Annotated in this window: 21 protein-coding genes; 18 read left to right on the top strand and 3 right to left on the bottom strand. The window is 50.6% G+C overall.

The features are described from left to right. The first annotated feature begins 553 nt into the window (after positions 1–553). The 7 genes from ABID13_RS11495 to ABID13_RS11465 all read left to right on the top strand — a co-directional run bounded on the left by ABID13_RS11495 (position 554) and on the right by ABID13_RS11465 (position 6,245). The gene (locus tag ABID13_RS11495; protein WP_048928957.1) at positions 554–1,852 is read left to right on the top strand and encodes a 4Fe-4S dicluster domain-containing protein; all 1,299 of its coding nucleotides are present in this window, start codon (positions 554–556) and stop codon (positions 1,850–1,852) included. Positions 1,853–1,947: 95 nt separating this feature from the next. After that, a complete protein-coding gene (locus ABID13_RS11490; RefSeq protein ID WP_048928956.1) occupies positions 1,948–2,901 on the top strand; it encodes a DUF1848 domain-containing protein in 954 nt (317 codons plus the stop codon). A gap of 69 nt (positions 2,902–2,970) precedes the next feature. Further along, positions 2,971–3,849: a glycerophosphodiester phosphodiesterase gene (locus ABID13_RS11485; RefSeq protein ID WP_048928955.1), complete on the top strand. Its 879-nt coding sequence runs from the start codon at positions 2,971–2,973 to the stop codon at positions 3,847–3,849. 153 nt (positions 3,850–4,002) lie between these two features. Next, complete coding sequence (locus tag ABID13_RS11480) at positions 4,003–4,665, top strand: undecaprenyl diphosphate synthase family protein (RefSeq protein WP_007869415.1); 663 nt, start codon at positions 4,003–4,005, stop codon at positions 4,663–4,665. A gap of 279 nt (positions 4,666–4,944) precedes the next feature. Next, positions 4,945–5,673 carry a LytR/AlgR family response regulator transcription factor gene (locus ABID13_RS11475; protein ID WP_007869414.1) on the top strand — a complete coding sequence of 243 codons (729 nt, stop codon included), beginning with the start codon at positions 4,945–4,947 and terminating at the stop codon, positions 5,671–5,673. Between the two features lie 139 nt (positions 5,674–5,812). Then, positions 5,813–5,986, top strand: coding sequence for a hypothetical protein (locus tag ABID13_RS11470; RefSeq protein ID WP_007869413.1), 174 nt, complete (start codon positions 5,813–5,815; stop codon positions 5,984–5,986). 13 nt (positions 5,987–5,999) lie between these two features. After that, the gene (locus ABID13_RS11465; protein ID WP_007869412.1) at positions 6,000–6,245 is read left to right on the top strand and encodes a spore coat protein; all 246 of its coding nucleotides are present in this window, start codon (positions 6,000–6,002) and stop codon (positions 6,243–6,245) included. A gap of 107 nt (positions 6,246–6,352) precedes the next feature. Here the strand turns inward: ABID13_RS11465 and ABID13_RS11460 are convergent, their stop codons facing one another. The 3 genes from ABID13_RS11460 to ABID13_RS11450 all read right to left on the bottom strand — a co-directional run bounded on the left by ABID13_RS11460 (position 6,353) and on the right by ABID13_RS11450 (position 9,071). Beyond that, the gene (locus ABID13_RS11460; RefSeq protein WP_045094069.1) at positions 6,353–6,958 is read right to left on the bottom strand and encodes a cytidylate kinase-like family protein; all 606 of its coding nucleotides are present in this window, start codon (positions 6,956–6,958) and stop codon (positions 6,353–6,355) included. Positions 6,959–7,062: 104 nt separating this feature from the next. Then, positions 7,063–7,533 (bottom strand): hypothetical protein, encoded by a 471-nt coding sequence (locus tag ABID13_RS11455; RefSeq protein WP_007869410.1) that lies wholly within the window; start codon positions 7,531–7,533, stop codon positions 7,063–7,065. Between the two features lie 182 nt (positions 7,534–7,715). Beyond that, on the bottom strand, positions 7,716–9,071 hold the full coding sequence (locus ABID13_RS11450) for a PspC-like choline-binding domain-containing protein (RefSeq protein WP_007869408.1): 1,356 nt from the start codon (positions 9,069–9,071) through the stop codon (positions 7,716–7,718). Between the two features lie 287 nt (positions 9,072–9,358). Between ABID13_RS11450 and ABID13_RS11445 the strand changes: the two genes are divergently transcribed. The 11 genes from ABID13_RS11445 to clpX all read left to right on the top strand — a co-directional run bounded on the left by ABID13_RS11445 (position 9,359) and on the right by clpX (position 26,093). Then, positions 9,359–11,365: a thiamine pyrophosphate-binding protein gene (locus ABID13_RS11445; protein WP_048928954.1), complete on the top strand. Its 2,007-nt coding sequence runs from the start codon at positions 9,359–9,361 to the stop codon at positions 11,363–11,365. 12 nt (positions 11,366–11,377) lie between these two features. Beyond that, entirely contained in the window at positions 11,378–12,319 is a 942-nt protein-coding gene (locus ABID13_RS11440; RefSeq protein WP_048928953.1) for an NAD-dependent epimerase/dehydratase family protein, read from the top strand. Positions 12,320–12,350: 31 nt separating this feature from the next. Further along, a complete protein-coding gene (locus ABID13_RS11435; RefSeq protein WP_007869396.1) occupies positions 12,351–13,487 on the top strand; it encodes a class I SAM-dependent methyltransferase in 1,137 nt (378 codons plus the stop codon). Between the two features lie 44 nt (positions 13,488–13,531). After that, on the top strand, positions 13,532–14,530 hold the full coding sequence (locus ABID13_RS11430) for an NAD-dependent epimerase/dehydratase family protein (protein ID WP_048928952.1): 999 nt from the start codon (positions 13,532–13,534) through the stop codon (positions 14,528–14,530). Beyond that, complete coding sequence (locus tag ABID13_RS11425; RefSeq protein WP_007869393.1) at positions 14,496–15,470, top strand: glycosyltransferase family 2 protein; 975 nt, start codon at positions 14,496–14,498, stop codon at positions 15,468–15,470. Before ABID13_RS11430 ends, ABID13_RS11425 begins: the two co-directional genes overlap by 35 nt. Then, positions 15,467–17,695 carry a glycosyltransferase family 2 protein gene (locus ABID13_RS11420; RefSeq protein WP_045094065.1) on the top strand — a complete coding sequence of 743 codons (2,229 nt, stop codon included), beginning with the start codon at positions 15,467–15,469 and terminating at the stop codon, positions 17,693–17,695. The genes ABID13_RS11425 and ABID13_RS11420 overlap by 4 nt, the downstream gene beginning before the upstream one ends. After that, on the top strand, positions 17,688–18,758 hold the full coding sequence (locus ABID13_RS11415; RefSeq protein WP_156199996.1) for a glycosyltransferase family 2 protein: 1,071 nt from the start codon (positions 17,688–17,690) through the stop codon (positions 18,756–18,758). Before ABID13_RS11420 ends, ABID13_RS11415 begins: the two co-directional genes overlap by 8 nt. Before the next feature lie 110 nt (positions 18,759–18,868). Continuing rightward, the gene (locus ABID13_RS11410) at positions 18,869–20,293 is read left to right on the top strand and encodes an undecaprenyl-phosphate glucose phosphotransferase (RefSeq protein WP_007869385.1); all 1,425 of its coding nucleotides are present in this window, start codon (positions 18,869–18,871) and stop codon (positions 20,291–20,293) included. Positions 20,294–20,436: 143 nt separating this feature from the next. Beyond that, positions 20,437–22,833 carry an LCP family glycopolymer transferase gene (locus tag ABID13_RS11405; RefSeq protein ID WP_048928950.1) on the top strand — a complete coding sequence of 799 codons (2,397 nt, stop codon included), beginning with the start codon at positions 20,437–20,439 and terminating at the stop codon, positions 22,831–22,833. Positions 22,834–23,020: 187 nt separating this feature from the next. Continuing rightward, a complete protein-coding gene (locus ABID13_RS11400) occupies positions 23,021–24,517 on the top strand; it encodes a S1C family serine protease (RefSeq protein WP_048928949.1) in 1,497 nt (498 codons plus the stop codon). Positions 24,518–24,662: 145 nt separating this feature from the next. Next, entirely contained in the window at positions 24,663–26,093 is a 1,431-nt protein-coding gene (gene clpX / locus ABID13_RS11395; protein ID WP_048928948.1) for an ATP-dependent Clp protease ATP-binding subunit ClpX, read from the top strand. The last annotated feature ends 45 nt before the right edge of the window (positions 26,094–26,138 follow it).

Here is a 26,138-nt window from a genome sequence, read left to right as displayed (position 1 = left end):
TTTCTTGCGGGAAAGAAAATTGTCTGTTGCAGCCCGCCATACAACCATACACCCTAAGCTGTTTCAAAAGCATGCATCCTCGATGCCAGTACCGCATCATCAGAATCATTTGACCCATTGTGCAAAAATATTAAATTAATATGAAAGAAAATAGTCCGATATTCTATTGAAAAATTAAGATTACATCCCAGCAAATGTATACTATAATGGTAATAAGTAGGTTGATACCTGGTATGGTATCGTATAAGAACAGAGGGCGAATGAATACTACCAAAAAGCCGGGCGATAATTTAATGGAACATAAAAGCAAAGGTGGCTCTGTTATTTAATGGAGCCGCCCTATTAAATAGATAGAAAGCAGAAATCATGTACTCTCGGAGTCTCCCCGGCACTAATTTTTGCGTCTGATTTCTCACCAGTCGCACACAAATTGATTCAACATACACACCGTGTACGCCTCATGAATTTATGCGCAACTGACAAAAAAATCATCTCGCAAATCGGAGTACCGGGAGATTCCGATCGCACACATCAATTAAGAGGAGGATAATTTATGGGACACCTAACCACCCGTGACGCCTACAAATCCCTCGGTGACCGCATCAACTGGTTCACCCAGGGCGCTCCGGTGTCAGAGACACTATATAAGATCCTGCAGGTGCTTTACTCGGAAAAGGAAGCCAAGTGGGTTGCTTTGCTTCCCGTCCGTCCATTTACAGTTAAGAAGGCGGCAAAGATATGGCAGACATCAGAGTATAAAGCGGAACGCCTGCTGGATCATCTCTGTGACAAGGCTCTGCTGGTTGACTCCTGGCACAACGGTGTCAGACAGTTTGTTATGCCGCCGCCAATGGCCGGATTCATAGAGTTTGCTTTGATGCGGACCAGGGGAGACATTGACCAGAAATATCTTAGCGAGCTGTATTACCAGTATATGAACGTGGAAGAGGATTTTATTAAGGATCTGTTTTATGCCACGGAGACAAAGCTGGGCCGTGTTTTTGTCCAGGAACCGGTGCTGACCAATGATAAGATGAATCATATCCTGGACTATGAGAGGGCGACCCATATTGTGGAGGAGGCTGAATATATAGGCCTTGGCCTGTGCTATTGCCGCCATAAGATGTATCACGCGGGCCATCCCTGCGAGATTGACGCGCCATGGGACGTATGCCTGACCTTTGACAATGTGGCCCGTTCACTGGCGGAGCATGGAGATTATGCAAGGCTTATCTCCAAGGAGGAGGCGCTGGATGCCCTTGAGCGCTCCTATGACAGCAATCTGGTGCAGATTGGGGAAAATGTCCGTGAACACCCTGCTTTTATCTGTAATTGCTGCGGATGCTGCTGTGAGGCCCTTCAGGCAGCCAGGCATTTTAGCCCCATGCAGCCTGTGGCAACCACCAACTATATCCCTGAGATTTCAGATGAGAAGTGTGTGGGCTGCGGCAAGTGCGCCAAGGTCTGTCCTGTTCTGGCCATTTCCATGAGGGAGAATGGGGATGGACGCAAGAAAGCGGTTCTGGACAGGGACATCTGTCTGGGGTGCGGTGTATGTGCCAGAAACTGCAATATAAAAGCCATTGAGCTTAAGAGGCGCCCGGAGCAGATTATTACGCCTGTGAACAGCACCCACCGGTTTGTTCTCCAGGCCATTGAGAAGGGGACGCTGCAGAATCTTGTTTTTGATAACCAGGCATTTGCCAACCACAGGGCAATGGCCGCCCTGTTCAGCGCCATCTTGGACCTTCCGCCTATCAAGCAGGCCATGGCCAGCAAGCAGTTTAAGTCGGTTTATTTGGATCGCCTTTTATCAATGCAGAGTAAACGAAAAAAGGAAAAATTTACCTGATGTATACAGAGATGACTTTATGTGGTTCCTGTGATAGAATGAAAAGAATATCCGGGAACAAAGGATATGAGCAGAATACGGAATGAGATGATAAAATGATAGTCAGTGCAAGCAGAAGAACAGATATTCCGGCATTTTATGCGGAGTGGTTTTATAATCGCCTGGTAGAGAATTACCTGTATGTAAGAAATCCCATGAACCCAAAGCAGGTCAGTGAACTGAAGCTGAGCAGGGATACTGTGGACTGCTTCGTGTTCTGGACCAAGAACCCCGGCCCCATGATGGACAGGCTTTCAATCCTGGATACCATGGGGTATCCCTATTATTTCCAATTTACCCTGACTGCCTACGGCCAGGACATGGAACCGGGACTTCCTGATAAGCGGGAGCTGGTGGAGACCTTCAGAACACTTTCCCGGCGCATTGGGGCTGAGCGGGTAATCTGGAGATATGATCCCATTTTGCTGGGAGGGATTTATAATGTGGAATACCATTGCCGGTGGTTTGAGCAGCTGTGTAAAAGCTTAAGCGGGTACACGCAGACCTGTGTGATCAGCTTTATTGACATGTATGCCAGGATTAAAAAGAGTATGGAGCATATGGGAGTATATGATATGGGAGACGGGGATATATGTTTGCTGGCATCCCTGCTTGACCCCATAGCAAAACAGTGCAAAATAGGGCTGCAGACATGTTCAGAGGCAATGGATCTTTCGGAATATGGCATACAAAAGGGAAAATGTATTGACGACCGCCTGATCTCACGGATAACAGGACGGGAGGTGGATGTAAAAAAGGATGATACACAGAGGGAAACCTGCGGGTGTGTTAAAAGCGTGGACATTGGCACTTACCATACCTGCGCCCATTTTTGCAGATACTGCTATGCCAATCTGAATCCGCCTCAGGTACAGGAGAACAGAAGACAGCATGATCCGGACTCGCCTTTTTTGATTGGCAGGTTGAACGGAGAAGAGAAGATAACACAGCGGGTAATGAAATCCGTTTTTAGACACAGCGATGACGGACAGATGGAGCTTCAGTGGTAAGTGAAGGATAAAAGACATCCGTTCCTGCAGTAGGACAGAATAAAACAAGACAGAATGAGGCAAGACAGAATGAATCAAGAGAGAGTAAGTAAAAACCGCCGTCACCCATCAGCCAACGCCGGGCGCACCCATTTTCCAGTGCCCTTCATCATGAAAATGGCACCGCTGCCGGCCGCGCTCCTGTGCGGCCTGATGTTAGTGCTGGCCAGCCCCGGCTTTGCTTTTGCGGAGGAAAACTGGGACCAGGATGTGGAGATCACGGCCCACAGGGGAGATGTTTCCCAGGCTCCGGAGAATACGATCCCGGCATTTAAAGCCGCGATCGAGAGCGGAGCGGACTGGATCGAGCTGGATATCAACCAGACAAAGGACGGGGTCCTGGTGGTCCTTCATGATGAGAACCTGATGCGCGTGGCTGGAGTTCCCCACAAGGTCAGGGATCTTACGTATGATGAGATCCGCAGCCTGGATGTGGGCAGCCGTCTGGGGCCCGATTTTCAGGGGACATCCATTCCAACCCTGTCTGAAGTGCTGGATTATTGCCGCGGAAAGATCAAACTCAATATAGAGATTAAATATAGAGAGGGACAATCCCTGGAATTGATCCCGCAGATGGTAGAAATGATACGCCAGAGGGAAATGCTTCAGGAGTGCATGATAACATCCTTTAATTATGGCTGCCTGCAGATGGTTAAGATATTTGAGCCGTCCCTGGAGACCGGCCTTATCTCATCCCAGCCCATACCTCAGCCTGAGATCTACACCAGCGCTGACAACTTTGTCCTGAGTATTGAACTGATCGAGCCGGACACCGTGAACCGGATCCATGGACTAGGCAAGGAAGTGATCGCCTGGACCATTAATGACCAGTACTCTGTAGATAAGTGCAAAAAAGCCAGGGCAGACAATATCATAACAGACAGGCCGGATGATATTCTACCGGAGTAATGTGTTTTTTGTGGTCATTGGCAGCTGTTTACAGCGGTTACGTGGCATTTTCATCTGCAAACAGGCATAGACCAGGTATAGGTTTTCCGGAAAAGCCCATACTTTCCATATATTACCGGCATCAGATGCAGGCCGGAGCCTGGAGGAGAGATAATGAGAATACCGAAACATATTGGAATCATACCGGACGGAAACAGAAGATGGGCACAGAACCGGGGGATGGAAAAGGCGGATGGATACAGTCACGGCATTTCCCCGGGAATGACCCTGTATTATATGTGCCGTGAACTGGGCATTGAGGAAATGTCCTTTTACGGTTTTACAGTGGATAACACGAAACGCCCCACAACTCAGCGCCAGGCGTTTACAAAGGCATGTGTTGCAGCTGTCGGGGAATTGTCAAAGGAGGATGCAAGCCTGCTGGTATTGGGCAATACCCAATCGGATATGTTCCCGCCGGAGCTTCTTCCCTATACCACCAGACAGGACTTTGGGGCGGGGGGAATGAAGATCAATTTCCTGGTAAATTACAGCTGGGAGTGGGACCTGGGTTTCAAACCAGGGCCAAGGACATCCGGTGAACCGGCAATCAGCCGGCCGGCTTCCATCGGGCCGGGGCTTAAGACCGCAGATGTGTCGCGTATTGACCTGATCATCCGCTGGGGCGGCAGAAGGAGGCTGTCAGGCTTTCTCCCGGTGCAGTCGGTTTATTCCGACATATATGTGGTGGATGATTACTGGCCGGATTTCAGGCGTCAGCATGTGGAGGACGCAATTAAGTGGTACTCGGCCCAGGATGTCACCTTGGGCGGATGATGGGAACCACCAGGTTACCCGCTTTTGCGCCCATTTTCCCGCTGTCCTGAACTGTTACAATATATCATAATAAGGAATGGACCAGAAACTAAATTGGCGTCCGCGTAATATGCCCTGGGCTGGGCTGGCTTAAAAAGTCAGATCCGGGCCAGGCTTCATATTTCCCGGGCGCCAATATAAATTTCTACATTAAACAGACTGTTTTCAACATTTATAGACAAATTTAGACAGGGGGGTGTAAAATATCATAGAAAAAAATTGCAGTACGGGGACAGATATATGATACATATAGCGGTTTGTGATGATGATATCCAGTTGTGCAGCCAACTGGAAGATTATATAAAAAAATGGAAAGAAAAAAGAAAACTGGAAGTAGAGGTCTTTAACACGGGGAGGGAATTTGAGAAAGCTCTCAGGGAACGGTATTTTGACCTTATATTTTTGGATATTGTTATGAAAGACTGCAGCGGCATTGAGCTGAGCCGGTTTATAAGGGAAGAGCTTGGCAATGACACCAGCATGATCGTATATATGTCCGGATATGGGGATGAATACGCACTGGAGCTGTTTCAGTTCCAGCCCTTTCATTTTCTCAAAAAACCATTTAAACCAGAGGAATTCCAGCAGGTGTTTTTTAAGGCATGTGACAGGATACAGGGGGATTCAGGTATTTTTGAATTTAAGTCCAGCAGGACCGTGTACAGGGTTCCTCTGAAGGATATCCATTACTTTGAGGGCGATAACCGGCGGGTTAAAATCGTAACAGCCACACATACATATCATTGTTATTCCACCATTGAAAATCTTTTTTCCAAAATTAACATGGAGCAGGCGGGATTTATTCGGCTGCATAAGTCGTACGCCGTCAATCTCCGTTTTGTGGCAAAATTCAGCGTCAGGATGGTGACGCTGTTTGACGGCGAGGAGTTTACGGTCAGCGCGCCCTTTAAAGAGAACGCCCAGAGGCAGTATGAGGCATACAGTGAGAAAATAGGCAGGCAGAGATGATTGGTCCGGGTGAACAAACTATGAGCAAAAATTGATTCAGGCACAAAGCATCGTTACCATCGCTATTTATAATTCATTTCCGGGAACCGTGCATATCCGGGTTAAATCGGATGCATACTAACTTTGGAGGTGATAATCTATGAGTCCCAAGGAATTAGACTATATTGAAGACGCTTTAGGCCATGAAAAATTTTTGAAGACACAGTGCCAGGAAGCGATCCAGAACCTGCAGGATCCTGCCCTTAAGAATCAGGTACAGCAGATGGAACAGAAGCACCAGCAGATTTTTGATAATTTCTACAATCTCGTATAAGGAGGAGAAAGCAATGGATGACAAGTGTATCATGGAGAACCTTCTCCTTACAGAGAAAGGCGTATGTGACCTGTATGTTCACGGCACAATTGAGTCTTCCACAACCAATGTGCATCAGACATTTAATCAGGCGTTAAATGACAGTCTGTGTCTGCAGGATGATATCTACAAGCAGATGTCCGCACGCGGATGGTATCAGACAGAACAGGCTGAACAGCAGAAGATCCAGAAGGTTAAGAACCAGTTCGCAGGAATGTAGGTTTTGGCCCCGGTAAGCGGCCCGGGTAACAGGCGGGTTACAGAATCCGGAAAAGAGCAGGGCATGTGGTCAGCATGTCCTGCTCTTTTGCCATATGGAAAGAATTCTTAGTCTGACTCATAAATTCCTTTTATGATCCGTATGGTCTTGTCCATTCCCAGCTTGCTTATGTTGAGAAGCATCTGGTGGGAATCGATGCTGCCCCATTTGTGCTTGGTATAGTTTTCATAATAGTTTTTCCTGCGCCGGTCCGTGGATTTGATGGCGTTGACAGCGTCCTTTTCCGTAAAGTTATAGCGCTCCATAATGCGGCGGACCCTGTCGTCCATGGAGGCGCAGATAAAGACATCGACCAGATCCGGGTAATTGCGCAGCACATAATCACCGCACCGTCCCACGATCACGCACGGGCCCTTTCTGGCCAGGGCCTCAATGATAATGGTCTGTGTTACATAGGTGCTGTCGTTCAGGGACAGCCCGTACCCGGTAACGGAATTGGGCTCCTTGGGTATCTGATAATTAGCCAGAAAGGTGGAGAGGGCGGATTCGTCAACCTTTTCCACGCTGACAGGGGAATGTCCCATCTTTTCAGCGGCCATCTCCACCAGGTTCCTGTCATAGAGGGGAATCCCCAGAAGGTCTGACAGCCTTTGGGCTACCTCATGTCCTCCGCTTCCGAACTGACGGGCTATGGTAATGATCTTATGGCTCATAGTTCCACTCCTTTCCAACCTGAAACATATAAAGTGCACAAATTAGTTGCTATATATGTTATTATACCGCACTATTTGCACAAAAGATATAGAAAATTATATTTTCAGGCTTTATCCTGCATGATCTCCCGTATACAGACATGTTCCTGCCCTTCGGCTTCCTCCTGTTCAGGGGAAATGTCAGTGGCCGCGGCCTCATCTCTGAGAAGATGCCTGCGCTCATGGATCAGATCCCATATGGTATCGTGCATCCATTTCACTGTGTCATTGAGTATTTTGTTCTCTGTGTCCAGGTTCATGATCACATTGTTCATCTCGGCAATGATCTCCCTGCTGTTGTAGCGCTTGTGGGGCTCGGTCAACCGTTCCACCAGGGATGGGTTGGTCCTCAGTATCTCCTTTGAAAGGTATTCGTCCCGTTCATCACAGGACATTCTCATAAATTCCGTATAGTGCATCCGCACCATGTTCATGGCCTCCGCGCACCCGCACTTGGGGCACTGGGGATGTCGGGAGGTCTGGTAATATGCGTAGTGTCCGCATTTGGGGCAATAAAAAACAGCTAACTCTCTCATAATGTCCTCTCCTGATAAGTACTCATAATATAAATAACGTTTCAGAAGCGAAAATATGTCTATTTTTTGTAACTTTCTTGTAATTTCGGCACAATGCACAAAAAAACGGCAGACTATTTGGCTAGTCTGCCGTGTATATCACTCTGCCTGATAATCTGAACGGATGATGGCAGAATGGTTTATTACTGGATCACACCTTCGGTGTTTACTGTCCAGATCTTTTCATTTTCATCTTTGAAGTCTTTGAATCCATTGCCAAGTTCCGGTTTTGCATTGGACTTGGAGGAGGATCCTGCCTTCTGTACGGTACCGTTTGCATTTACAAGGTACTGCTTATCGTCTAAGGTAACAGGTGCAAAGCGCAGATCTTTGTCAGCTTCCTGACGCAGGCCGTATACATACAGCACGTTGTCCTTGATGCCGTGGTATCCCTGGCCCTTTCTGGAGCCGTCTGTGTGGAAATACCAGTTCTGTGTCTCGCCTAAATCCTCATCGTAGATTACCTGCTTACCGGTCTTCATCACGCCTTCTTCATCAAAGTAGAAGTTGGCAATGGCGTCATTTTCAATATTTACAACCTGCTTGCCGGTCTGCATTTCACCCTTTGTATTGAACGCATACTTTTTAGAGTCAACGCTGAACAGCTCAAGACCCTTGGTTGCGTGGTAAGGTTTTCCCTTCTTAAAGTAGAAGCGGTAAAGCTCTGCTTCCTCGCTGATGCCTTCAACACCTTCAATGGTTCTCCAGCCATCGGCGCGCTTGCCGTCCTCATCATAGTACTGATATCCGGCTACGGTTGCCTCTGTCTGTGCAGGAGTTGCCTCGGAAGGGGTTGCCTGTGCCTCATCTGCGGTTTCCGCAGATGCAGGGAGCTTGAACCAGCCTGTCTGCATGCGGCCGTCAACAAATGTGTAGTAGTCGCCTTCTATCTTTTTGTCCACTTCATTTTCAATACGTTTTCCTGTGTTGTCAAAATAGTACCAGGATTCAAGGATCTCAGGATCATCGGTTTCATCTTCCAGAAGAACCCAGCCGGTCTTCCTGCTGCCGTCTTCGCCTAAATAGTAGTTGTAGCCGTCAACTGTGATGGAACCGGTCTGCATGATGCCGTCCTCATTGAAATAGTACCACTGATTGTTAATGGATGCCCATTTGGAGGTCAGGGCCTTGCCGTCCCTTCCGTAATAATAATACAGATACTCCTGAGCGTCTTCTTCATTCCAGAAATCTTCGTTTTCTACGGAAACCCATTTCATGCTGACACGTTTTCCGTCTTCTCCTACGTAATACTCATCAATCTGCATGTTGGTGGCGCGTATACCGTCTGAATCCAGGTAATACCAGTCATCTCCGGACTTCTTCCAGGTATCGGTTACGGCATCGCCGTAAGAATCGTAGTAATACCAGTTTCCGTTTTCCTCTGACCATCCCGCGCTTTTAGCGTAAGCGGTAGAAGTAGTTGGGAAGAAGTTAGGGGTTACTGCTGCCATCAGCATTGCAGTGGATAATACAGCCAGAACTTTTGTCTGTTTTTTCATAATATTGAATCTCTCCTTTTTGATATGTGGTTTTGTCTGTGGCCGAAAATCCGTCCTTGCATTACGAGGTTCATTATAGCGGACAAATCCGCGGAATGATAGTGATGGTTACTGGAAGTTCTGGAATACGCTGGAGGCAGGGGGGCGGCCCCTTGAATGGCCTGTTTGGCCTGTATCCCCCCTTTATTGTAAGAGAAATTTAGTATTATTTTATGGTGTTTTATGCTATACTCTCGATATATTAACATTTTCGGTAACGAGCATAAGAACAGGGAGGGAGACCGCAGATGAAGATCAAGATTTCCAATTATATAGCAGCCAGGCTGGTGGAGGCAGGGATCTGCCAGGCATTCATGGTGACCGGAGGAGGTGCAATGCATCTGAACGATGGGCTGGGGCATCAGGAGGGGCTGCACTGTATCTATAACCACCACGAGCAAGCCAGCGCCATGGCTGCAGAGGCATATGCAAGGATCCATAACAGGATCGCTGCGCTGTGCGTTACCACAGGGCCTGGCGGCACCAATGCCATTACCGGAGTGGTAGGCGGGTGGCTGGATTCCATTCCCATGCTGGTACTGTCAGGGCAGGTCCGCTATGATACCACGGCCCGTTTTTCAGGGGTGGGGATCAGGGCCATGGGAGACCAGGAGTTTGATATCTGCAGATCCATTGAATGCATGACCAAGTATTCGGAGATGGTATTGGACCCCCTGCGTATCCGTTATTGCCTGGAGAAAGCATTGTATCTTGCCCGGTCCGGCCGCCCCGGCCCTTGCTGGCTGGATATTCCGCTGAACGTCCAGGGGGCCTTTGTGGATACGGAGGATCTGAATGGTTTTGACCAGGAGGACTATAATGCGGGAGGAGACGGCTGGGCAGGCGGTGACAAGAGCCACAGGATCAGCCAGGATATCGCCGGACAGGGCGAACTGCGCCAGGTACTTCCGGCCAGGGTGGAGCTGTCCACGGCCCAGGAGATCATTAAAAAGGTGAGAAATGCCAGACGCCCTGTGATCAACGCGGGCAACGGGATCCGCATTGCAGGCGCCCATGAGGTATTTATGGAAGTGGCTGAAAAGCTTGGGGTGCCGGTGATAACGGGATGGGACAGCGAGGACTGCATGTATGACGCCCATCCTCTTTATGTGGGCCGTGCGGGCAACATGGGGGACAGGCCTGGCAACTTTGCCATACAAAACAGTGATCTGGTACTTTCCATCGGCAGCCGTCTGAGCATACGGCAGGTAGGATATAATTATAAGACCTGGGCCAGGGAGGCCTATGTGATCGCCAATGATATCGACCAGGAGGAGCTGAAAAAGCCATCGGTCCATGTGGACATGCCGGTCCACGCGGATGCCGGGGATCTGCTGGAACAGCTGAACCGGGTTTTGGATGCCCTGCTGGCAGAGGAGGGCAGTGCACTGCCCCATAGCCTGAGCCGTCCGGGCAAAAAGCAGGTGTTTGACGGCGGGGAAGGGCTTCGATCCATGAACTGGAGCCAAACCTGCGCCATGTGGAAGGAGCGCTATCCGGTGGTCCTGCCAAAGCATTTTGAACATGGGGACCAGGAACCGGCCAATGTATATGCGTTTATTTGGGAAGTGAGCAGCCGTCTCAGGGAGGACCAGGTTACAGTGGTGGGCAACGGCTCCGCCTGTGTGGTGGGGGGCCATGCTTATGTAATTAAGAAGGGGCAGCGCTTTATCACCAATTCAGCCATCGCGGCCATGGGATATGATCTGCCCGCGGCCATCGGCGCCTGGGCTGCTTCCAGGACAAACCAGTTCTACAGCAATGGCGGAGATCCCAGCGGGGATGACCTGATCCTGGTCACCGGAGACGGAAGCCTTCAGATGAACCTGCAGGAGCTGCAGACCATTATCCATCACAGGATGAATATAAAGATATTTGTGATCAACAACGGAGGTTATCATTCTATCCGCCAGACCCAGAAGAATTTCTTCGGTGAGCCTTTGGTGGGCGTGGGTGTGGACAGCGGGGATCTGAGTTTTCCATCCCTTGAAAAGCTGGCCGCTGCTTACGGCTATCCCTACCGGTCCGCAGCACACAACAGTGAGCTGGCCCGGGCAGTGGAGGATACCCTTGGAATGGAAGGGCCTGTTATCTGTGAGGTATTTGTGTCCACGGATCAGAATTTTGAGCCCAAATCATCTGCCAAGAGGCTTTCGGACGGCACCATGGTATCGCCGCCTCTGGAAGACCTGTCACCCTTCCTGCCTGAGCAGGAGATGGATGAGAATATGATCATTGCGAGAATAAAGGAATAAGGAGTACGTGTTATGCGGATAGTGGTAACAGGAGCTACCAGCTTTATCGGACTGGCTGTTACAAAGGAACTGCTGGATAAGGGGCATGAGGTGTTTGCCGTGGCGCGGCCGGATTCCCCCGGCAGAAGGCGGCTGGAAGGAAAAGAGGGCTGTTTCATTATGTCCTGCACTCTGCGGGAGATCCACACCCTGGTGGGACGGAGGGAACTAGCAGGGGGAGCGGATGCATGGCTTCATCTGGGATGGGAGGGGGCGGGAAGCGACAACCGCCGCAATCCTGAGATACAGGCCCGCAACATTGCCTATGCCCTGGAAGCCCTGAGAACCGCTTACGCCCTGGGATGCAGCCGCTTTCTGTTCAGCGGATCCCAGGCGGAATACGGTATCTGTCATACGGTAATGAGGGAAGACGGGGAATGCCATCCCGTGTCGGAGTACGGCAAGGATAAGCTGAAAGTGTGCTCCATGGCTTCGGAGGAGGCGCGCCGTCTGGGGATCACCTATATCCACGCCCGGATTTTCAGCGTGTACGGCCCCGGGGATCATCCCTGGTCCCTGATAGCCACCTGTATGGACACATTCCTGAAAGGCGGGCATATGGAGCTTGGAGCCTGTACCCAGATGTGGAATTTCCTGTATATAACGGATGCCGCAAGGGCTCTTACAGGCCTTTTGCTTGCCAAAGCACCTGCCGGCGTGTATAATGTGGCAGGGGAAGATACCCGCCCCCTGAAACATTATCTGGAAGAACTGCACAGACTCTGCGGAGGCGGTGGAACCTATGAATACGGAAAGCGTCCTCCTAATGCGGAGGGAGTGGTCTCCCTGATCCCGGACACGGGAAAGCTGCATGAAGCGGTCGGCTTTAGGCAGGAGATCTCCTTTGAGCAGGGGATAAAGGAAATGCTTCATAAGGGAAATATTCCATATCAGAAAAGTCTGGGATTAAAATAAATTGTGTAAACGTTTGAAAGGAGGCAGATACATGAAACGATGCATCGCCTGCGGTGCTCCGTTATGGGAGACGCCTTTACTTACATTGGATAACATGCCGGCTTCCGCCCAGCATATGCCGGATGCCGCAGGGCTTTTAAAGGACCAGGGGCTGACCCTGGATCTGTGTCAGTGCATGGGCTGCGGCCTGGTCCAGTTTGACTGCGATCCGGTGGACTATTACAGGGATGTGATACGGGCAGGAGGTTTTTCCAAAACCATGGTGGAACTGCGCCGGTATCAGTATAAGAATCTGATCCAAAATTATCATCTGGAGGGAAAGAGGTTCATTGAGGTGGGTTGCGGCCAGGGCGAGTTTCTTAAGGTGCTGACTGAATTTCCCGTGGAGGCCCATGGAATCGAGCACGATCCCCATCTGGTGGAGCTGGCCAGGGCGCAGGGACTGGATGTGATGGAAGGGTTTACTGAAACGGAGGACACCAGGTTCCCCGGGGGTCTTTATGATGTTTTCCTCTCCTTTAACTTCCTTGAGCACCAGCCTGATCCGGGCACCATGCTCCAGGCCATTTACCGCAATCTTGAGGATGATGCGGTGGGACTGATCACGGTTCCCAGCTTTGAATATATCATGGACCACAACAGTTATTTTGAGCTGATCCGGGACCACATTGCCTATTATACATTTGAGACCCTTACGCCTCTTCTGGAGCGCAACGGATTCCAGGTGGAGGAATGCGAGGTCATTAACAGGGATACCTTGTCCGTGATAGTGAAAAAACGCCCGCAGATGGACACGGAGAATCTGTTGGACTGCTATGTGAATCTCCGGAAGGAGATGGAAAGTTACATGAAGTACCTGGACGCATGGGACAAGAAGATCGCCATGTGGGGGGCCAGCCACCAGGGGTTTACCCTGGCAGCCACCACAAAGCTGGGGGATAAGGCGCAGTATATCATAGACTCCGCACCGTTTAAGCACGGGAAGTTTGCTCCCTCCTCCCATCTTCCCATTGTGCCTCCGGAGTATTTCCTGGACCACCCGGTGGATGCCATTATCATCACCGCGCCCGGTTACACGGAGGAGATCGCGGCCAGTATCAGGGAACGGTTCGGCAAGGATGTGGAAGTGAGAGCCATGCGCTTTAATCATCTGGAACTGGTGGGATAATACCGTCCGTGTACACGGATGATGGGAAAGGAACTGGAAGGAAAATGAAGGATGTGACCCAAGGCGGCTTGGGAGCGCGTATTGTGATAACCGGAGCCACCGGCTTTATTGGAAGCAATCTTGCCAGGGTATTCCTGGAACACGGGGATCATGTATTTGTACTGGTGAGACCGGGGTCCAGGCACAGGGATGCGCTGCCGGTCCACGACAATCTTACAACCGTGGAATGTGATCTGGACCATGTGCCTGACTGCATACCGGCCATCGGACGGGCGGATGCATTCCTGCATCTGGCCTGGGGCGGAGTGAACCGTGAGGAGATCGACTCACCCAAGGTGCAGGCGCGCAATGTGTCCGGTTCCCTGGATTGTGTCAGGACAGCGGCCCGCTTAGGCTGCACCGTGTTTATGGATGCAGGCTCCCGTGTGGAATATGGCGCCGTGGAGGGCATGATGCAGGAGGATGTGGAATGTCATCCCGTGAACCAGTATGGAAAGGCCAAGCTGGAATTTTATCAAAAAGCAGCCCCCCTTTGCGGGGAGCTTAACATGAATTATTATCATCTGAGGTTTTTCAGCGTTTATGGATACGGGGATCACCCGTGGTCTATTATTTCCACCCTGGTAAGGGATCTAAGGCAGAATAAGCGGGTATCCCTAAGTGCATGCAGACATCAGTGGAATTTTATGTATATTGAGGATGCGGTACAGGCAGTATATGAATTATACAGGCACGGTGTTCCGCCTGTGGGTCTGAGAAGCTGCATTGTGAATATTGCCAGTTCTGATACAAGGCCCCTCCGTTCCTTTGTGGAGGAGATCCATAAGATCGCAGGCTTTCGGGGTGAACTTGAATACGGCACATTTGTCCAGGCAAAAGAGGGCGCCCTTTCCATACGGCCGGATATCGGCAGGCTGCTTGGACTCACAGGCGGTGACTGGAAAGAGGAATATACTTTTTGCCGCGGCATTGAAGAAACTATAGAGAAAGAAGAAGCGAATAAAAGACATGAAGAAGATCAGCGTATTGATTCCCTGTTATAATGAAGCGGAAAATGCAGGTCCCATCAGCAAGGCGGTGACGGACATACTGGAAAGGGAACTGCCCCAGTATGACTATGAGCTTGTGTTTATTGACAATGACTCCACTGACGGCACAAGGGATATCCTGCGCGGGCTTTGCGCGTCCAATCCCAGGATTAAGGCGATTCTAAATGCACGCAATTTCGGTCAGTTTAATTCCCCCTATTACGGTATGCTTCAGGTGACGGGAGACTGTGTCATTGAGATGGTGGCGGATTTCCAGGATCCTGTGGAGATGATACCAAAATATGTCCGTGAGTGGGAAAAGGGCTACAAGATCGTAATCGGCATCAAGACCAGCAGCAAGGAAAATAAGGTGATGTACTGGCTGAGAAGCTGTTATTATAAGACCATCAAAAAGCTGTCCGATGTGGAGCAGATTGAACATTTTACTGGTTCAGGGCTTTATGACAGGGAATTTATTGAGGTTCTCAGAAAACTGGACGATCCCACGCCGTTTCTGAGGGGAATTGTAGCCGAGCTGGGGTACAAGCGCAAGGAAATCCCCTATGAGCAGCCCAAGCGGCGGGCTGGCAAGACCCACAACAATTTTTACCGCCTTTATGATGCGGCCATGCTCAGCGTCACCTCCTACACAAAGGCTGGACTCAGGCTGGCCACCATATTCGGAAGCGTGTGCGCTGTGATCAGCATACTGGTGGCCCTGGTGTACCTGGTGATGAAACTGATCTGGTGGGACCGTTTTCCGGCAGGTATGGCCCCCCTGCTGATCGGAATGCTGTTTCTGGGGTCGGTACAGATGTTCTTTATCGGATTCCTGGGTGAATATATCATGAGCATTAACCAGAGGGTGATGAAGCGCCCGCTGGTGATCGAGGAAGAGCGGCTTAACTTTGACGAGGAAGCGGACAAGGATGAAAAGGGCGGTGCAGAGGCATGAAATATAAAATAGATGTTGTGCGCATCCGGGAGAATTCCATCACGTTAAACGGATGGGCGATTGGAAAATCCCCTGAGAGCCGGGCCACCTTCCGGATCGAGGATGAAAAGCATAATCCGGTGAAATTCAAGCATGTATCCACGCGCAGGGATGACGTGAGCCAGATTTATTTTAAGAAAGTGCATAACAAGGAATTTGGATTTGACATCCAGTTTCCCTATGAGCGCGGAAAAAGCTATTACCTGCTCATCCGCTGTGAGGGACGTCAGGCCAAGATCAAGTACAATGAGGACCTGATCACGCGCCGGGCCAGCGTTGCCCACAAACGGATGGAAAAGATAAAGGATCTCATGAACATGGAGACCGTCCATGTGGCTTTGGATTTCTGGAAGGAGCATGGGTTAAAGGCCCTGGTGGTCAAATCCAGACATAAGCTTCAGGGCATTGATAATGACTATGATTACGGCGAATGGTATGAGCTCACAAAACCAACAGATGAGGAACTGGCTGCCCAGCGGCAGGAGAACTTTGATTTTGAGCCGCTTTTATCCGTTGTGATCCCTGCCTATAAGACGCCGGAGCGCTATCTCAGGGAAATGCTGGATTCCATTCTGGAACAGACCTATACCAACTGGGAGGTGTGCATTGCGGACGGAAGCCCCAGAGGACAGGGGCTGGAGCGGGTCCTTAAGAAGTATGCGGACAGGGACGGGCGCATCCGATATGAGATGCTGGGCAGCAACCGGGGAATTGCGGGCAATACCAATGCTGCCCTGGATATGGCCAGGGGAGATTTTGTGATCCTGGCTGATCATGACGATACCCTGCCTCCCCATGCGTTTTATGAGGTGGTGAAGGCCATCAGTGAACATCCGGGATGCGATGTGCTCTACTCGGATGAGGACAAGCTGGACATGGATGGAAAGGCCCTGTTTGACCCGCATTTCAAGCCTGATTTTAACCCGGATCTTTTGACCAGCGTAAACTATATCTGCCACCTCTTTGTGGTAAGGCAGGATCTGCTGAAGCAGGTGGGCGGTTTCCGCCAGGAGTTTGACGGAGCCCAGGACTATGATTTTATGTTCCGCTGCACTGAGGCCGCGGAACATGTGCATCATATTCCAAAGGTGCTCTATCACTGGCGTTGCCACCAGGATTCCACGGCCAGCAATCCGGAGAGTAAGATGTACGCCTTTGAGGCTGGATCCAGAGCCATCATGGCCCATTATGAGCGCCTGGGCATAGAGGCCGAGCGTGTGGAAAAGGGGGTGGACCACGGCATCTACCATACCCGGTTTAAGATTCAGGGCGAGCCGCTTATATCAGTGATTATTCCCAATAAGGATCACAGCGAAGATCTGGATGTGTGCGTGAAATCCCTTATTGAAAAATCCACTTACCGGAACCTGGAGTTTATTGTGGTGGAAAATAACAGCAGGGAAAAAGAGACATTTGCCTATTATGAGAAAATGCAGGCATTGCACAGTAATTTCCATGTGGTCACCTGGGAAAAGGAATTTAATTATTCAGCCATCAACAATTATGGGGCCGGTTTTGCTAAGGGTCAGTATCTGCTTCTTTTAAATAATGACACGGAGCTGATCGATCCGGATTCCATAAGGGAAATGCTTGGTTTCTGCCAGCGGGAGGATGTGGGCATTGCCGGAGCCAGACTGCTGTATGGGGATGATACCATCCAGCATGCAGGGGTTGTCATAGGATTTGGCGGCATTGCAGGGCATACCTTTATCGGACTTCACAAGGCGGAGAACAGTTATTTCCACAGGGCCATGTGCGCCCAGGACTACAGCGCGGTCACAGCCGCCTGCCTTATGACCAAAAAAGACGTATTCGATGCAGTGGGCGGTCTGAGCACCGAACTGGCAGTTGCTTTTAATGATATTGATTATTGCATGAAAGTAAGGGCCTTGGGGAAACTGGTAGTATATGCTCCCTATGCATGCTTCTACCATTATGAATCCAAATCCAGAGGGCTGGAGGATACCCCGGAAAAGGTGGAACGGTTCAACCGAGAGGTGGCCATTTTCATTAAAAAATGGCCGGATATCATAAAAAATGGCGACCCTTATTATAATCCCAACCTGACCCTGCGCAAATCCAATTTTGCGCTTCGGGACCTGTTAAAAGAAAAAATCGGGGAACCATATGATTTAAGGGTTTACCAGCAGTATGCGCCGGAGGATAAACAGAATTCCCATGAGTGATCAAAACAACCATCAAAACAACCATCAAGGCAGTCATCAAAACAGCCGTCAGCACAATCATCCACACAGACGCTGCGGCAGGGAGGGGAAGAAGGCCACTGTTGTCATACCCAATTATAATGGCCTCTCCTTTATGGAACCGTGTTTTAAGGCCCTGGAGCTTCAGATATGCAGGGATTTCGAGGTGCTGGTGGTGGACAACGGCTCCACGGACGGAAGCGTGGAGTGGCTGAAGGACCAGGGAGTGGCCTCCATTTTCCTGGACAGCAACACCGGTTTTTCAGGGGCGGTGAACAGGGGGATCAGGGCTGCTTCCACGCCCTATGTCATCCTGCTTAACAATGACACGGAGCCGGACTGCCACTATGTGGGTGAGATGATCAAAGCCATTGAGCGTTCACCCAGGATTTTTTCCGTCAGCAGTAAGATGATCCAGATGTACCACAAGGAGCTGATGGATGATGCGGGAGACATGTACAGTCTCCTGGGCTGGGCTTTCCAGCGCGGGGTGGGCCGCTCTTCCGCGGGCTATAACAAGGCCTGCCGCGTTTTCTCGGCCTGTGCGGGGGCTGCTATCTACCGCAGGAAGATATTTGATGAGATCGGATATTTTGATGAGATGCATTTTGCCTACCTGGAGGACACGGATGTGGGCTACAGGGCCAGGATCGCAGGCTATGACAACATCTACTGCCCATCGGCAGTGGTGTATCATGTGGGCAGCGGCACCAGCGGCTCCAAGTATAATTCCTTTAAGGTAAAGCTGGCCGCACGCAACAATGTATATCTGAACTACAAGAACATGCCCGCTTTGCAGCTGGCTGTAAATCTGCTCCCTATCATGGCGGGGATCGCGGTCAAATACATGTTTTTCAGAAAGATCGGTTTTGCAAAGGATTATGTGGAGGGACTAAAGGAGGGTATTGCCACTGCGGGAACGTGCAGGAAGGTCCCCTATGACCCCAGGCACCTGCGCAATTACTTTGCCATTGAATGGGAATTGTTAACAGGTACTCTGATCTACCTCTATGAGTTCACTGCGAGACAGATTGCGAAATTATGAAGTTTTTAGAAATTAAGAGAAATGTTATAGAATAATGCCGATTTATCATGTATAATAACAACGATATTTACGGTATATAGGGATTTCCTGAGAAACCAAGGTGATATACAATGATAAAAGATAACCAGAAAAGGCTGAACCGCCTCCATGTCCTGCTGGACATAGTGGTCACGGCTGCGGCCTACGCTTTGGCATGGTTTATTGTTATCAGCGGTAAGGTGATACCGCTGGATGTAAATGTTGGCGTGTTAAAGCCTCAGGTATATTTTATGGCACTTATTTTCATTGTGCCCATTTATCTCATATTGTACGCCAGCTTTCACCTGTATGTGCCCAAGCGGATACAGGGACGGCGTTCAGAGTTTGCAAATATCTGTAAAGCCAACATTATCGGTTTGATGATTTTCACCTTCGTGCTTTTCGGCGCGAGGAAATTCATCCAGCACAACGAATTTTTCTCTACCAAGATGCTGCTGGCATTCTTTGTGATCAACATCATCCTGATGGAGACAGAGCGGATCTGCATACGTCTGTTTCTTCATTCCCTTCGGACCAACGGATATAACCAGAAGCATGTTCTGCTCATTGGATACAGCCGCGCGGCCGAGGGGTTTATTGACAGGGTCAGTATGAACCCGGAGTGGGGATACCATGTACAGGGGATCCTGGATGACAATCAAAAGCCGGGTTACAGATACAGGAATGTTCAGATCCTGGGTCCCATGGATCATCTGGAGACATTTCTTGCCTCCAATACCCTGGATGAGATCGCCATCACTCTGAGCATCAAGGAATACGCTAATTTGGAGCCCATCGTGGCTGCCTGTGAGAAATCAGGCGTGCATACAAAGTTTATTCCCGATTATAATAATATAATACCAACCATACCTTATATGGAGGACCTTCAGGGACTTCCGGTTATCCATATCCGCCATGTGCCTCTTACGGGCGTGTTTAATGCAACGATGAAGCGGATCGTGGATATTATCGGCGCCCTGTTTGGTCTGATTGTATTTTCGCCTGTCATGGTGCTGACAGCTGTGCTTATTAAGATCACATCCCCCGGTCCTGTGATCTTCAGCCAGGAGCGCATTGGTCTTCACAATCATCCCTTTAGGATGTACAAGTTCCGTTCCATGGAGGTCCAGGACCCGGGAAAGGAGCGGGGACAGTGGACTACGCCCCACGACCCCAGGGTAACTTCCGTGGGCCGTTTCATACGTAAGACAAGCATTGACGAGACGCCGCAGTTTTTTAATGTCCTGGTTGGGGACATGAGCCTGGTGGGACCAAGGCCGGAGAGGCCCCTTTTTGTTGAAAAATTCAAGGAAGAGATTCCGCGTTACATGATCAAGCACCAGGTACGCCCCGGACTGACCGGCTGGGCCCAGGTCAATGGATACCGGGGAGACACTTCCATTACCAAACGAATCGAACATGATCTGTATTATATTGAGAACTGGAGCCTGGGTTTTGATTTTAAGATTATGTTTTTAACTGTTTTTAAAGGGTTTATTAATAAAAATGCATATTGATATGCATTCCGTATACATTTAAAATACTCCCAGCATCTTGGCTGAGCATGAACCGGGCAAGATCTGGAGCGTGTCTGGAAATTTTTTTCTGGCAGCGACAGCCGGGCTTGGACCGGGCTACATGATAGAATGAGGATAGACGAATGAATCGTGATTTTGAGAATGAATTTGGACAGGAAGATGAGAGATTGAGAAGCCGCAGCCGGCGCCGGGATTCAGGTGCTGGTTCTGGGGCTGATTCAGATACAGCTTCTGCCAGACGCCCCAGATCCGGCCCGGATGATGCCGGTATGGACCGGCCTGCCGCGAAACCGCGCAGACCTGTGTCCGGGACATCACGGGTACGGCCGGAACAGGCGGAGACAGAGGGGAGAAGGATAGCGGGGGCACGCCCGGAGGGGAATGTCAGAAGCAGGGCGGCAGGGGCCCGTCCGGTATCCGGAAACGGTTTGGAAAGCCGGCCCGGTCCGGCCCGGTCCAGGAGAACGGAAGGCGCAGGAATGCCGGGAAGCGGAACCAGGTCGTCAGGCGCAACAGCGCCAGGCAGCGGGACCAGGCTATCAGGCGCAACAGCGCCAGGCAGCGGGGGCAGACCGGCGGGAAGCAGATCCGGGGCGGAAACCGGGTCCAGGCCGGCGGGAGCCAGAGCCGGGGCGGAAACCGGAACCAGGCCGGCGGGAGCAAGAGCCGGGGCGGAAACCGGGGCCAGGCCGGCGGGAGCCAGAGCCGGGGCGGAAACCGGAACCAGGCCGACCGGAGCCAGAGCCGGGGCGGAAACCGGGGCCAGACCGGCGGGGACCAGACGGGAAAGCCGCATTTATACACCGGAGGTCAACCTGGCAGATGACAGGGCATCCGGCGCCAGAGGGGCATCCCTTCGCAGGAACGGCAAGGATATATCGGACCGCAGCGCCGCCAAGGAGACTGCGGCAACAGATAAGGCAGCAGGCGAGACGAAGAAGTTTTACAGGATCATGCTGATCACCATGATCGTTCTGGAGTTTCTGATCATCCTGCCCGGGATTTTCGTGACCAGACAGTTTCTTAAAAAATATAATATGCTCCAGAGAGATCCCAAGTTTAATATTGAGCAGGAAACCAACCCTAACCTGAATGTGGATAAGGTTGCCAATATGAAGGGATACTGGACGGTTGCGCTTTTTGGCGTGGACAGCCGGAACAATTCCGTTGGAAAAGGCAATAACGCGGATGTTATCATCATTGCAAATGTTAACCAGGAAACCAGCGAAATCAAGCTGGTCAGTATTTTCAGGGACAGCTATCTGAATCTGGATGATGAAGGTTCCTATAACAAGATCAACCAGGCTTATTTCAGGGGAGGGCCGGAGCAGGCGATCAAGGCCCTGAACAAGAACCTGGATATACAGATTGACGATTACGCCACCTTTAACTGGAAGGCGGTGGCGGATGCCATCAATATTCTGGGCGGCGTGGATGTGGAATTGAGCAAGGCGGAATTTTATTACATTAACGCTTACATTACGGAAACCGTGGAGGCCACGGGGGTTGCATCCCAGCACCTGAAGTCTGCGGGAGTAAACCATTTGGACGGGGTCCAGGCAGTTGCCTACGCGCGTCTGCGCAAGATGGATACGGACTTTGCCCGTACGGAGCGCCAGCGGGAGATCATACAGAAGTGTTTTGACAAGTTGAAGACAGCGGATTTCGCAGTGATCAACAACGTTATGGAGGTTGTATTCAAACAGATCCTTACCAGTGTTACCCTGGATGATATCATCCCGGCAGCCAAGAGCCTGACAAAATATACCATTGCGGATACGGTAGGATTTCCAATGCAGAGAAGTGATGCCAATATGGGCAAAAAGGGCGACTGCGTCATTCCCCAGACCCTGGAGAGCAATGTGATCGCACTGCATCAGTTCCTGTTTGATGATGATGATTACCAGCCCAGTGACATGGTAAAGAAGATCAGTTCCAAGATATCGGCTGATTCAGGTATGTACAATGAAGGAAAATATATAGACAAGGTAGGTACTGACGGCGGATATATACCAAAGCCCACACAGAGTACGACCCAGGCCGCGGAGACTACCACTAAGAGCGAAGAGGAAGGTACGGATGTTAGTACCTCCGAGATCGATGAGGGAATCATTGACGGTGAGAACGAGTGGGATCTTGAGACCGATGAGTTCGGGGATATCATTGACCCGCCGGAGGATGAAAGTCCTGGTTCCCATCCGGGGACAACGCGGCCGTCAGGTACGACCCGTCCAAGCGGAAGCAGCTCAGCCACTATTCCCTATCCGGGTTATACCACCTCTCCGGCTGATGAAAGCAGTTCATCCGGTGTGTATCCAGGCTCCACCACGTCACCCGGCGGTGAAGTGACCGGGCCAGGCTCTACCACGGCCGCGTATCCGGGCAGTACCACCGGGACCTCGGCATCCTATCCGGGCAGCACCACCGGAACCTCAGCCGCGTATCCGGGCAGCACCACTACTACAGAGGGATATGTTCCCGAAGGACCGGGCTCTGTGATCATCGGACCGGGAAATTAACCTTTACCGGATACCTTTATCCAATGTAAAATAAGGGGGCCAGCAGGTTCACTGTAATTTATGACAGTGCCGGCTGGTCCCTTTTTAGTATTATATAAGAAAATGGTCACATATTTATCACAAATCATTGATACACTCTATTCAGAATCGGAAGATATGCGTGCAAATCAGGAAAGGGGATATATGAATGTACGATAATGATCAGGAATACGGTTGGAAATCATACGATAATCAGGGATATGAAGGCCGTCCATATAATGAACCGCAGTTTGACCAGGGACCCAATTTTAATCAGGGGCCGTCAGGGGGCCAGGGACCATTGGGAGGCCAAGGACCATTGGGAGGCCGGGGACCGTCCGGAGACCGGCGTCCTCCAAAGAAAAGGGGCGGACTGTTAAAAAAAGCAGCTTTGATCACAGCAGGAGCGGTCCTGTTCGGAGGTGTTTCAGGAGGCGTCATGGTGGGCGTCCATGTGGCTGCTTCAAGATACCTGAACATTTATGCTTCAGCAGATCCTTCCGGCAAAGAAAACGGAGATCAGCCGGTTCCAGGCCCGGATAACGGCCAGATGGACGGAAAAGGGCAGAATGGGCAAAGCGGCCAGGGCGGATCAGGGTCCCACGAGAAAGTTCCCAACTCAGGAGGGGGAGGAGTGGCGGATGTGTCTGATATTGTGGAAGCGGCCATGCCTACGGTGGTAGCCATTACCAGCACCACTGTTTACCAGAGCAATAATTACGGCTATGGATGGTTTTTCGGCGGTCCCCAGACCTATGAAGTTCCCAGCTCAGGATCGGGGATCATCATAGGGGAAAATGACCAGGAACTGCTCATTGTGACTAATAACCATGTGGTGGAGAGTGCTTCCTCCATGAAAGTGGCATTTATAGATAACGAGGTAGTGGATGCAGTGATCAAGGGAACGGATGCGGAGACGGATCTTGCAGTGATCTCTGTTCCTCTGGACCAGATCAAAGCAGATACAAAGAGTAAGATATCCGTAGCCAAACTGGGAAGTTCAGATGACCTAAAGGTGGGGCAGGGCGTGATCGCCATCGGCAATGCGCTGGGATACGGCCAGTCCGTGACCGTGGGATATGTGAGCGCCCTGGACCGTGAGGTGCGGGTATCCAACAATGCCACCAGAACCCTGCTGCAGACTGATGCTGCCATTAACCCGGGCAACAGCGGAGGCGCCCTTTTGAATATGAAGGGGGAAGTGGTGGGAATCAATGCAGCCAAGTATTCGTCCACAGAGGTGGAGGGGATTGGATATGCGATCCCCATTTCCAAGGCCCAGGATATCATGAGCCAGCTCATGAACAGGAAGACCATGAATCCCGTGGAGGAGGCAAAGCGGGGATATCTGGGAATCCAGGGTACTACGGTAGATGAGGAGACGGCCAGCCTGTTCGGCATGCCCAGGGGAGTCTATGTATACAAGGTCCTGGGAGACGGGGCGGCGGCTGAATCGGATTTAAGGGATAAGGACATCATAACAAAGGTGGATGGACAGTCTGTCAAGACCATGACAGAACTTCAGGAGCTGTTAGCCTGTTATGAACTGGGGGAAGAGCTGGAGCTTACGGTCCAGACCCAGGAAAACGGACAATACCAGGAGCGTATTGTGCAGGTGACCCTGAAGTCCATGCCTCAGGAAGAACAAAGCAATCCTGCACAGTAAGTTAAATTTTTAAAAACAATATGAAATGAAAATGCTTCCTCTTGTTTGGGGAAGCATTTTGTTATATACTTATCCCAATGGCAGAAGACGGCCAGAGAGGCCCTGGAACCACGCAGGGATGCTTGTTACAGAGAGGAGAACTGACTTGGACGACAAAGACTATACCGAAGATGTGAAACCATCCGGTCAAGATAAAGAAGATAATAAGGAAGATGACAAATATGAGAAGGTCTGCTATATGTGCCGCAGGCCTGAGAGCAAGGCCGGTTCCATGATATCCATGCCCGGGGGAATGAACCTGTGTCATGATTGCATGCAGAAAGCTTTTGATTCGGTGACAAAGGGAGGCATGGATTTTTCCAAGTTTCCCAACATGCCGTATATGAATATGAACCTTAATGACCTGAACGTAACCCCTCCCGCGGTGGAGATCCCAAAGAAACAAAAGATCAAGAAAAAGTCCCAGGAACAGCCGGTCCTTACCATGAAGGACATACCCACGCCCCATGTGATCAAGGGAAAACTGGATGAGTATGTGATCGGACAGGAAAAGGCAAAAAAGGTGGTTTCAGTGGCCGTTTACAACCACTACAAGCGTGCTTTTTTGGACGGTAAGGCAGGGCAGGGAGAGGGAAATGCGGAAAATGCCGAGCCGGATGATGTGGTGATTGAGAAATCCAATATCCTGATGATAGGACCCACGGGAAGCGGGAAGACCTATCTGGTAAAGACATTGGCCCGCCTTTTGGACGTGCCTCTTGCCATTGCAGACGCCACCTCCCTAACCGAGGCCGGATATATCGGTGATGACATTGAAAGCGTGGTCTCCAAGCTTTTGGCCGCTGCTGATAACGATGTGGAGAGAGCCCAGCGGGGGATCATCTTCATTGATGAGATCGACAAGATTGCCAAGAAAAAGCAGACAAACACCAGGGACGTCAGCGGTGAGTCCGTGCAGCAGGAGCTTCTTAAGCTTCTGGAGGGAAGCACGGTGGAAGTGCCTGTGGGCTCCAACCAGAAGAATGCCATGACTCCCATGGCAACCGTGAACACGGATAATATCCTGTTTATCTGCGGAGGAGCATTTCCGGATCTGGAGGAGATCATTAAGGAAAGGCTTAAGAAAAAGTCCTCCATGGGATTTGGCTCTGTCCTCAAGGATACATATGACAGTGATCCCAATATACTGAGCCATGTAACCAATGAAGACCTGCGCACCTTCGGTATGATTCCCGAGTTCCTGGGAAGGCTGCCGGTGACAGTGACCCTTCAGGGGCTTACAGAGGATATGATGGTCCGTATTTTAAAGGAACCCAGGAATGCCATTACCAAGCAATATGAAAAGCTGCTGTCCATGGACGAGGTCAGGCTTGTGTTTGAGGATGACGCCCTTATGTGGATTGCCGAAGAAGCACTGAAAAGGGGAACCGGCGCAAGGGCTCTTCGGGCAATTCTGGAAGAGTTTATGCTGGATATCATGTATGAGATACCCAAGGACCCCAACATTGGTTCTGTTGTGGTGACACGTCCTTACCTGGAGAAGAACGGCGGACCGCTGATCCAGATGAGAGGATGAGAATGAAGTTGAGGATGGGAGGACGGTCCCCAGGACGGCCCGGTG

The organism is Enterocloster citroniae (assembly GCF_040545455.1).
GTDB classification, from domain to species: domain Bacteria; phylum Bacillota; class Clostridia; order Lachnospirales; family Lachnospiraceae; genus Enterocloster; species Enterocloster citroniae.
The sequence above is the reverse complement of the archived record's forward strand: the minus strand, read 5'-3'. Positions and strand labels throughout refer to the sequence as shown.

Bases quoted from the DNA above. Each gene is read 5' to 3' on its own strand.
- ABID13_RS11495 (WP_048928957.1), top strand. From the start codon at position 554: ATGGGACACCTAACCACCCGTGACGCCTACAAATCCCTCGGTGACCGC.
- ABID13_RS11430 (WP_048928952.1), top strand. From the start codon at position 13,532: ATGAAGGATGTGACCCAAGGCGGCTTGGGAGCGCGTATTGTGATAACC.
- ABID13_RS11415 (WP_156199996.1), top strand. From the start codon at position 17,688: ATGAGTGATCAAAACAACCATCAAAACAACCATCAAGGCAGTCATCAA.
- ABID13_RS11460 (WP_045094069.1), bottom strand. From the start codon at position 6,958: ATGAGCCATAAGATCATTACCATAGCCCGTCAGTTCGGAAGCGGAGGA.
- ABID13_RS11480 (WP_007869415.1), top strand. From the start codon at position 4,003: ATGAGAATACCGAAACATATTGGAATCATACCGGACGGAAACAGAAGA.
- ABID13_RS11450 (WP_007869408.1), bottom strand. From the start codon at position 9,071: ATGAAAAAACAGACAAAAGTTCTGGCTGTATTATCCACTGCAATGCTG.
- ABID13_RS11410 (WP_007869385.1), top strand. From the start codon at position 18,869: ATGATAAAAGATAACCAGAAAAGGCTGAACCGCCTCCATGTCCTGCTG.
- ABID13_RS11485 (WP_048928955.1), top strand. From the start codon at position 2,971: ATGAATCAAGAGAGAGTAAGTAAAAACCGCCGTCACCCATCAGCCAAC.
- ABID13_RS11465 (WP_007869412.1), top strand. From the start codon at position 6,000: ATGGATGACAAGTGTATCATGGAGAACCTTCTCCTTACAGAGAAAGGC.
- ABID13_RS11470 (WP_007869413.1), top strand. From the start codon at position 5,813: ATGAGTCCCAAGGAATTAGACTATATTGAAGACGCTTTAGGCCATGAA.
- ABID13_RS11420 (WP_045094065.1), top strand. From the start codon at position 15,467: ATGAAATATAAAATAGATGTTGTGCGCATCCGGGAGAATTCCATCACG.
- ABID13_RS11435 (WP_007869396.1), top strand. From the start codon at position 12,351: ATGAAACGATGCATCGCCTGCGGTGCTCCGTTATGGGAGACGCCTTTA.
- ABID13_RS11445 (WP_048928954.1), top strand. From the start codon at position 9,359: ATGAAGATCAAGATTTCCAATTATATAGCAGCCAGGCTGGTGGAGGCA.
- ABID13_RS11405 (WP_048928950.1), top strand. From the start codon at position 20,437: ATGAATCGTGATTTTGAGAATGAATTTGGACAGGAAGATGAGAGATTG.
- ABID13_RS11400 (WP_048928949.1), top strand. From the start codon at position 23,021: ATGTACGATAATGATCAGGAATACGGTTGGAAATCATACGATAATCAG.
- ABID13_RS11425 (WP_007869393.1), top strand. From the start codon at position 14,496: ATGAAGAAGATCAGCGTATTGATTCCCTGTTATAATGAAGCGGAAAAT.
- ABID13_RS11490 (WP_048928956.1), top strand. From the start codon at position 1,948: ATGATAGTCAGTGCAAGCAGAAGAACAGATATTCCGGCATTTTATGCG.
- ABID13_RS11455 (WP_007869410.1), bottom strand. From the start codon at position 7,533: ATGAGAGAGTTAGCTGTTTTTTATTGCCCCAAATGCGGACACTACGCA.
- ABID13_RS11475 (WP_007869414.1), top strand. From the start codon at position 4,945: ATGATACATATAGCGGTTTGTGATGATGATATCCAGTTGTGCAGCCAA.
- ABID13_RS11440 (WP_048928953.1), top strand. From the start codon at position 11,378: ATGCGGATAGTGGTAACAGGAGCTACCAGCTTTATCGGACTGGCTGTT.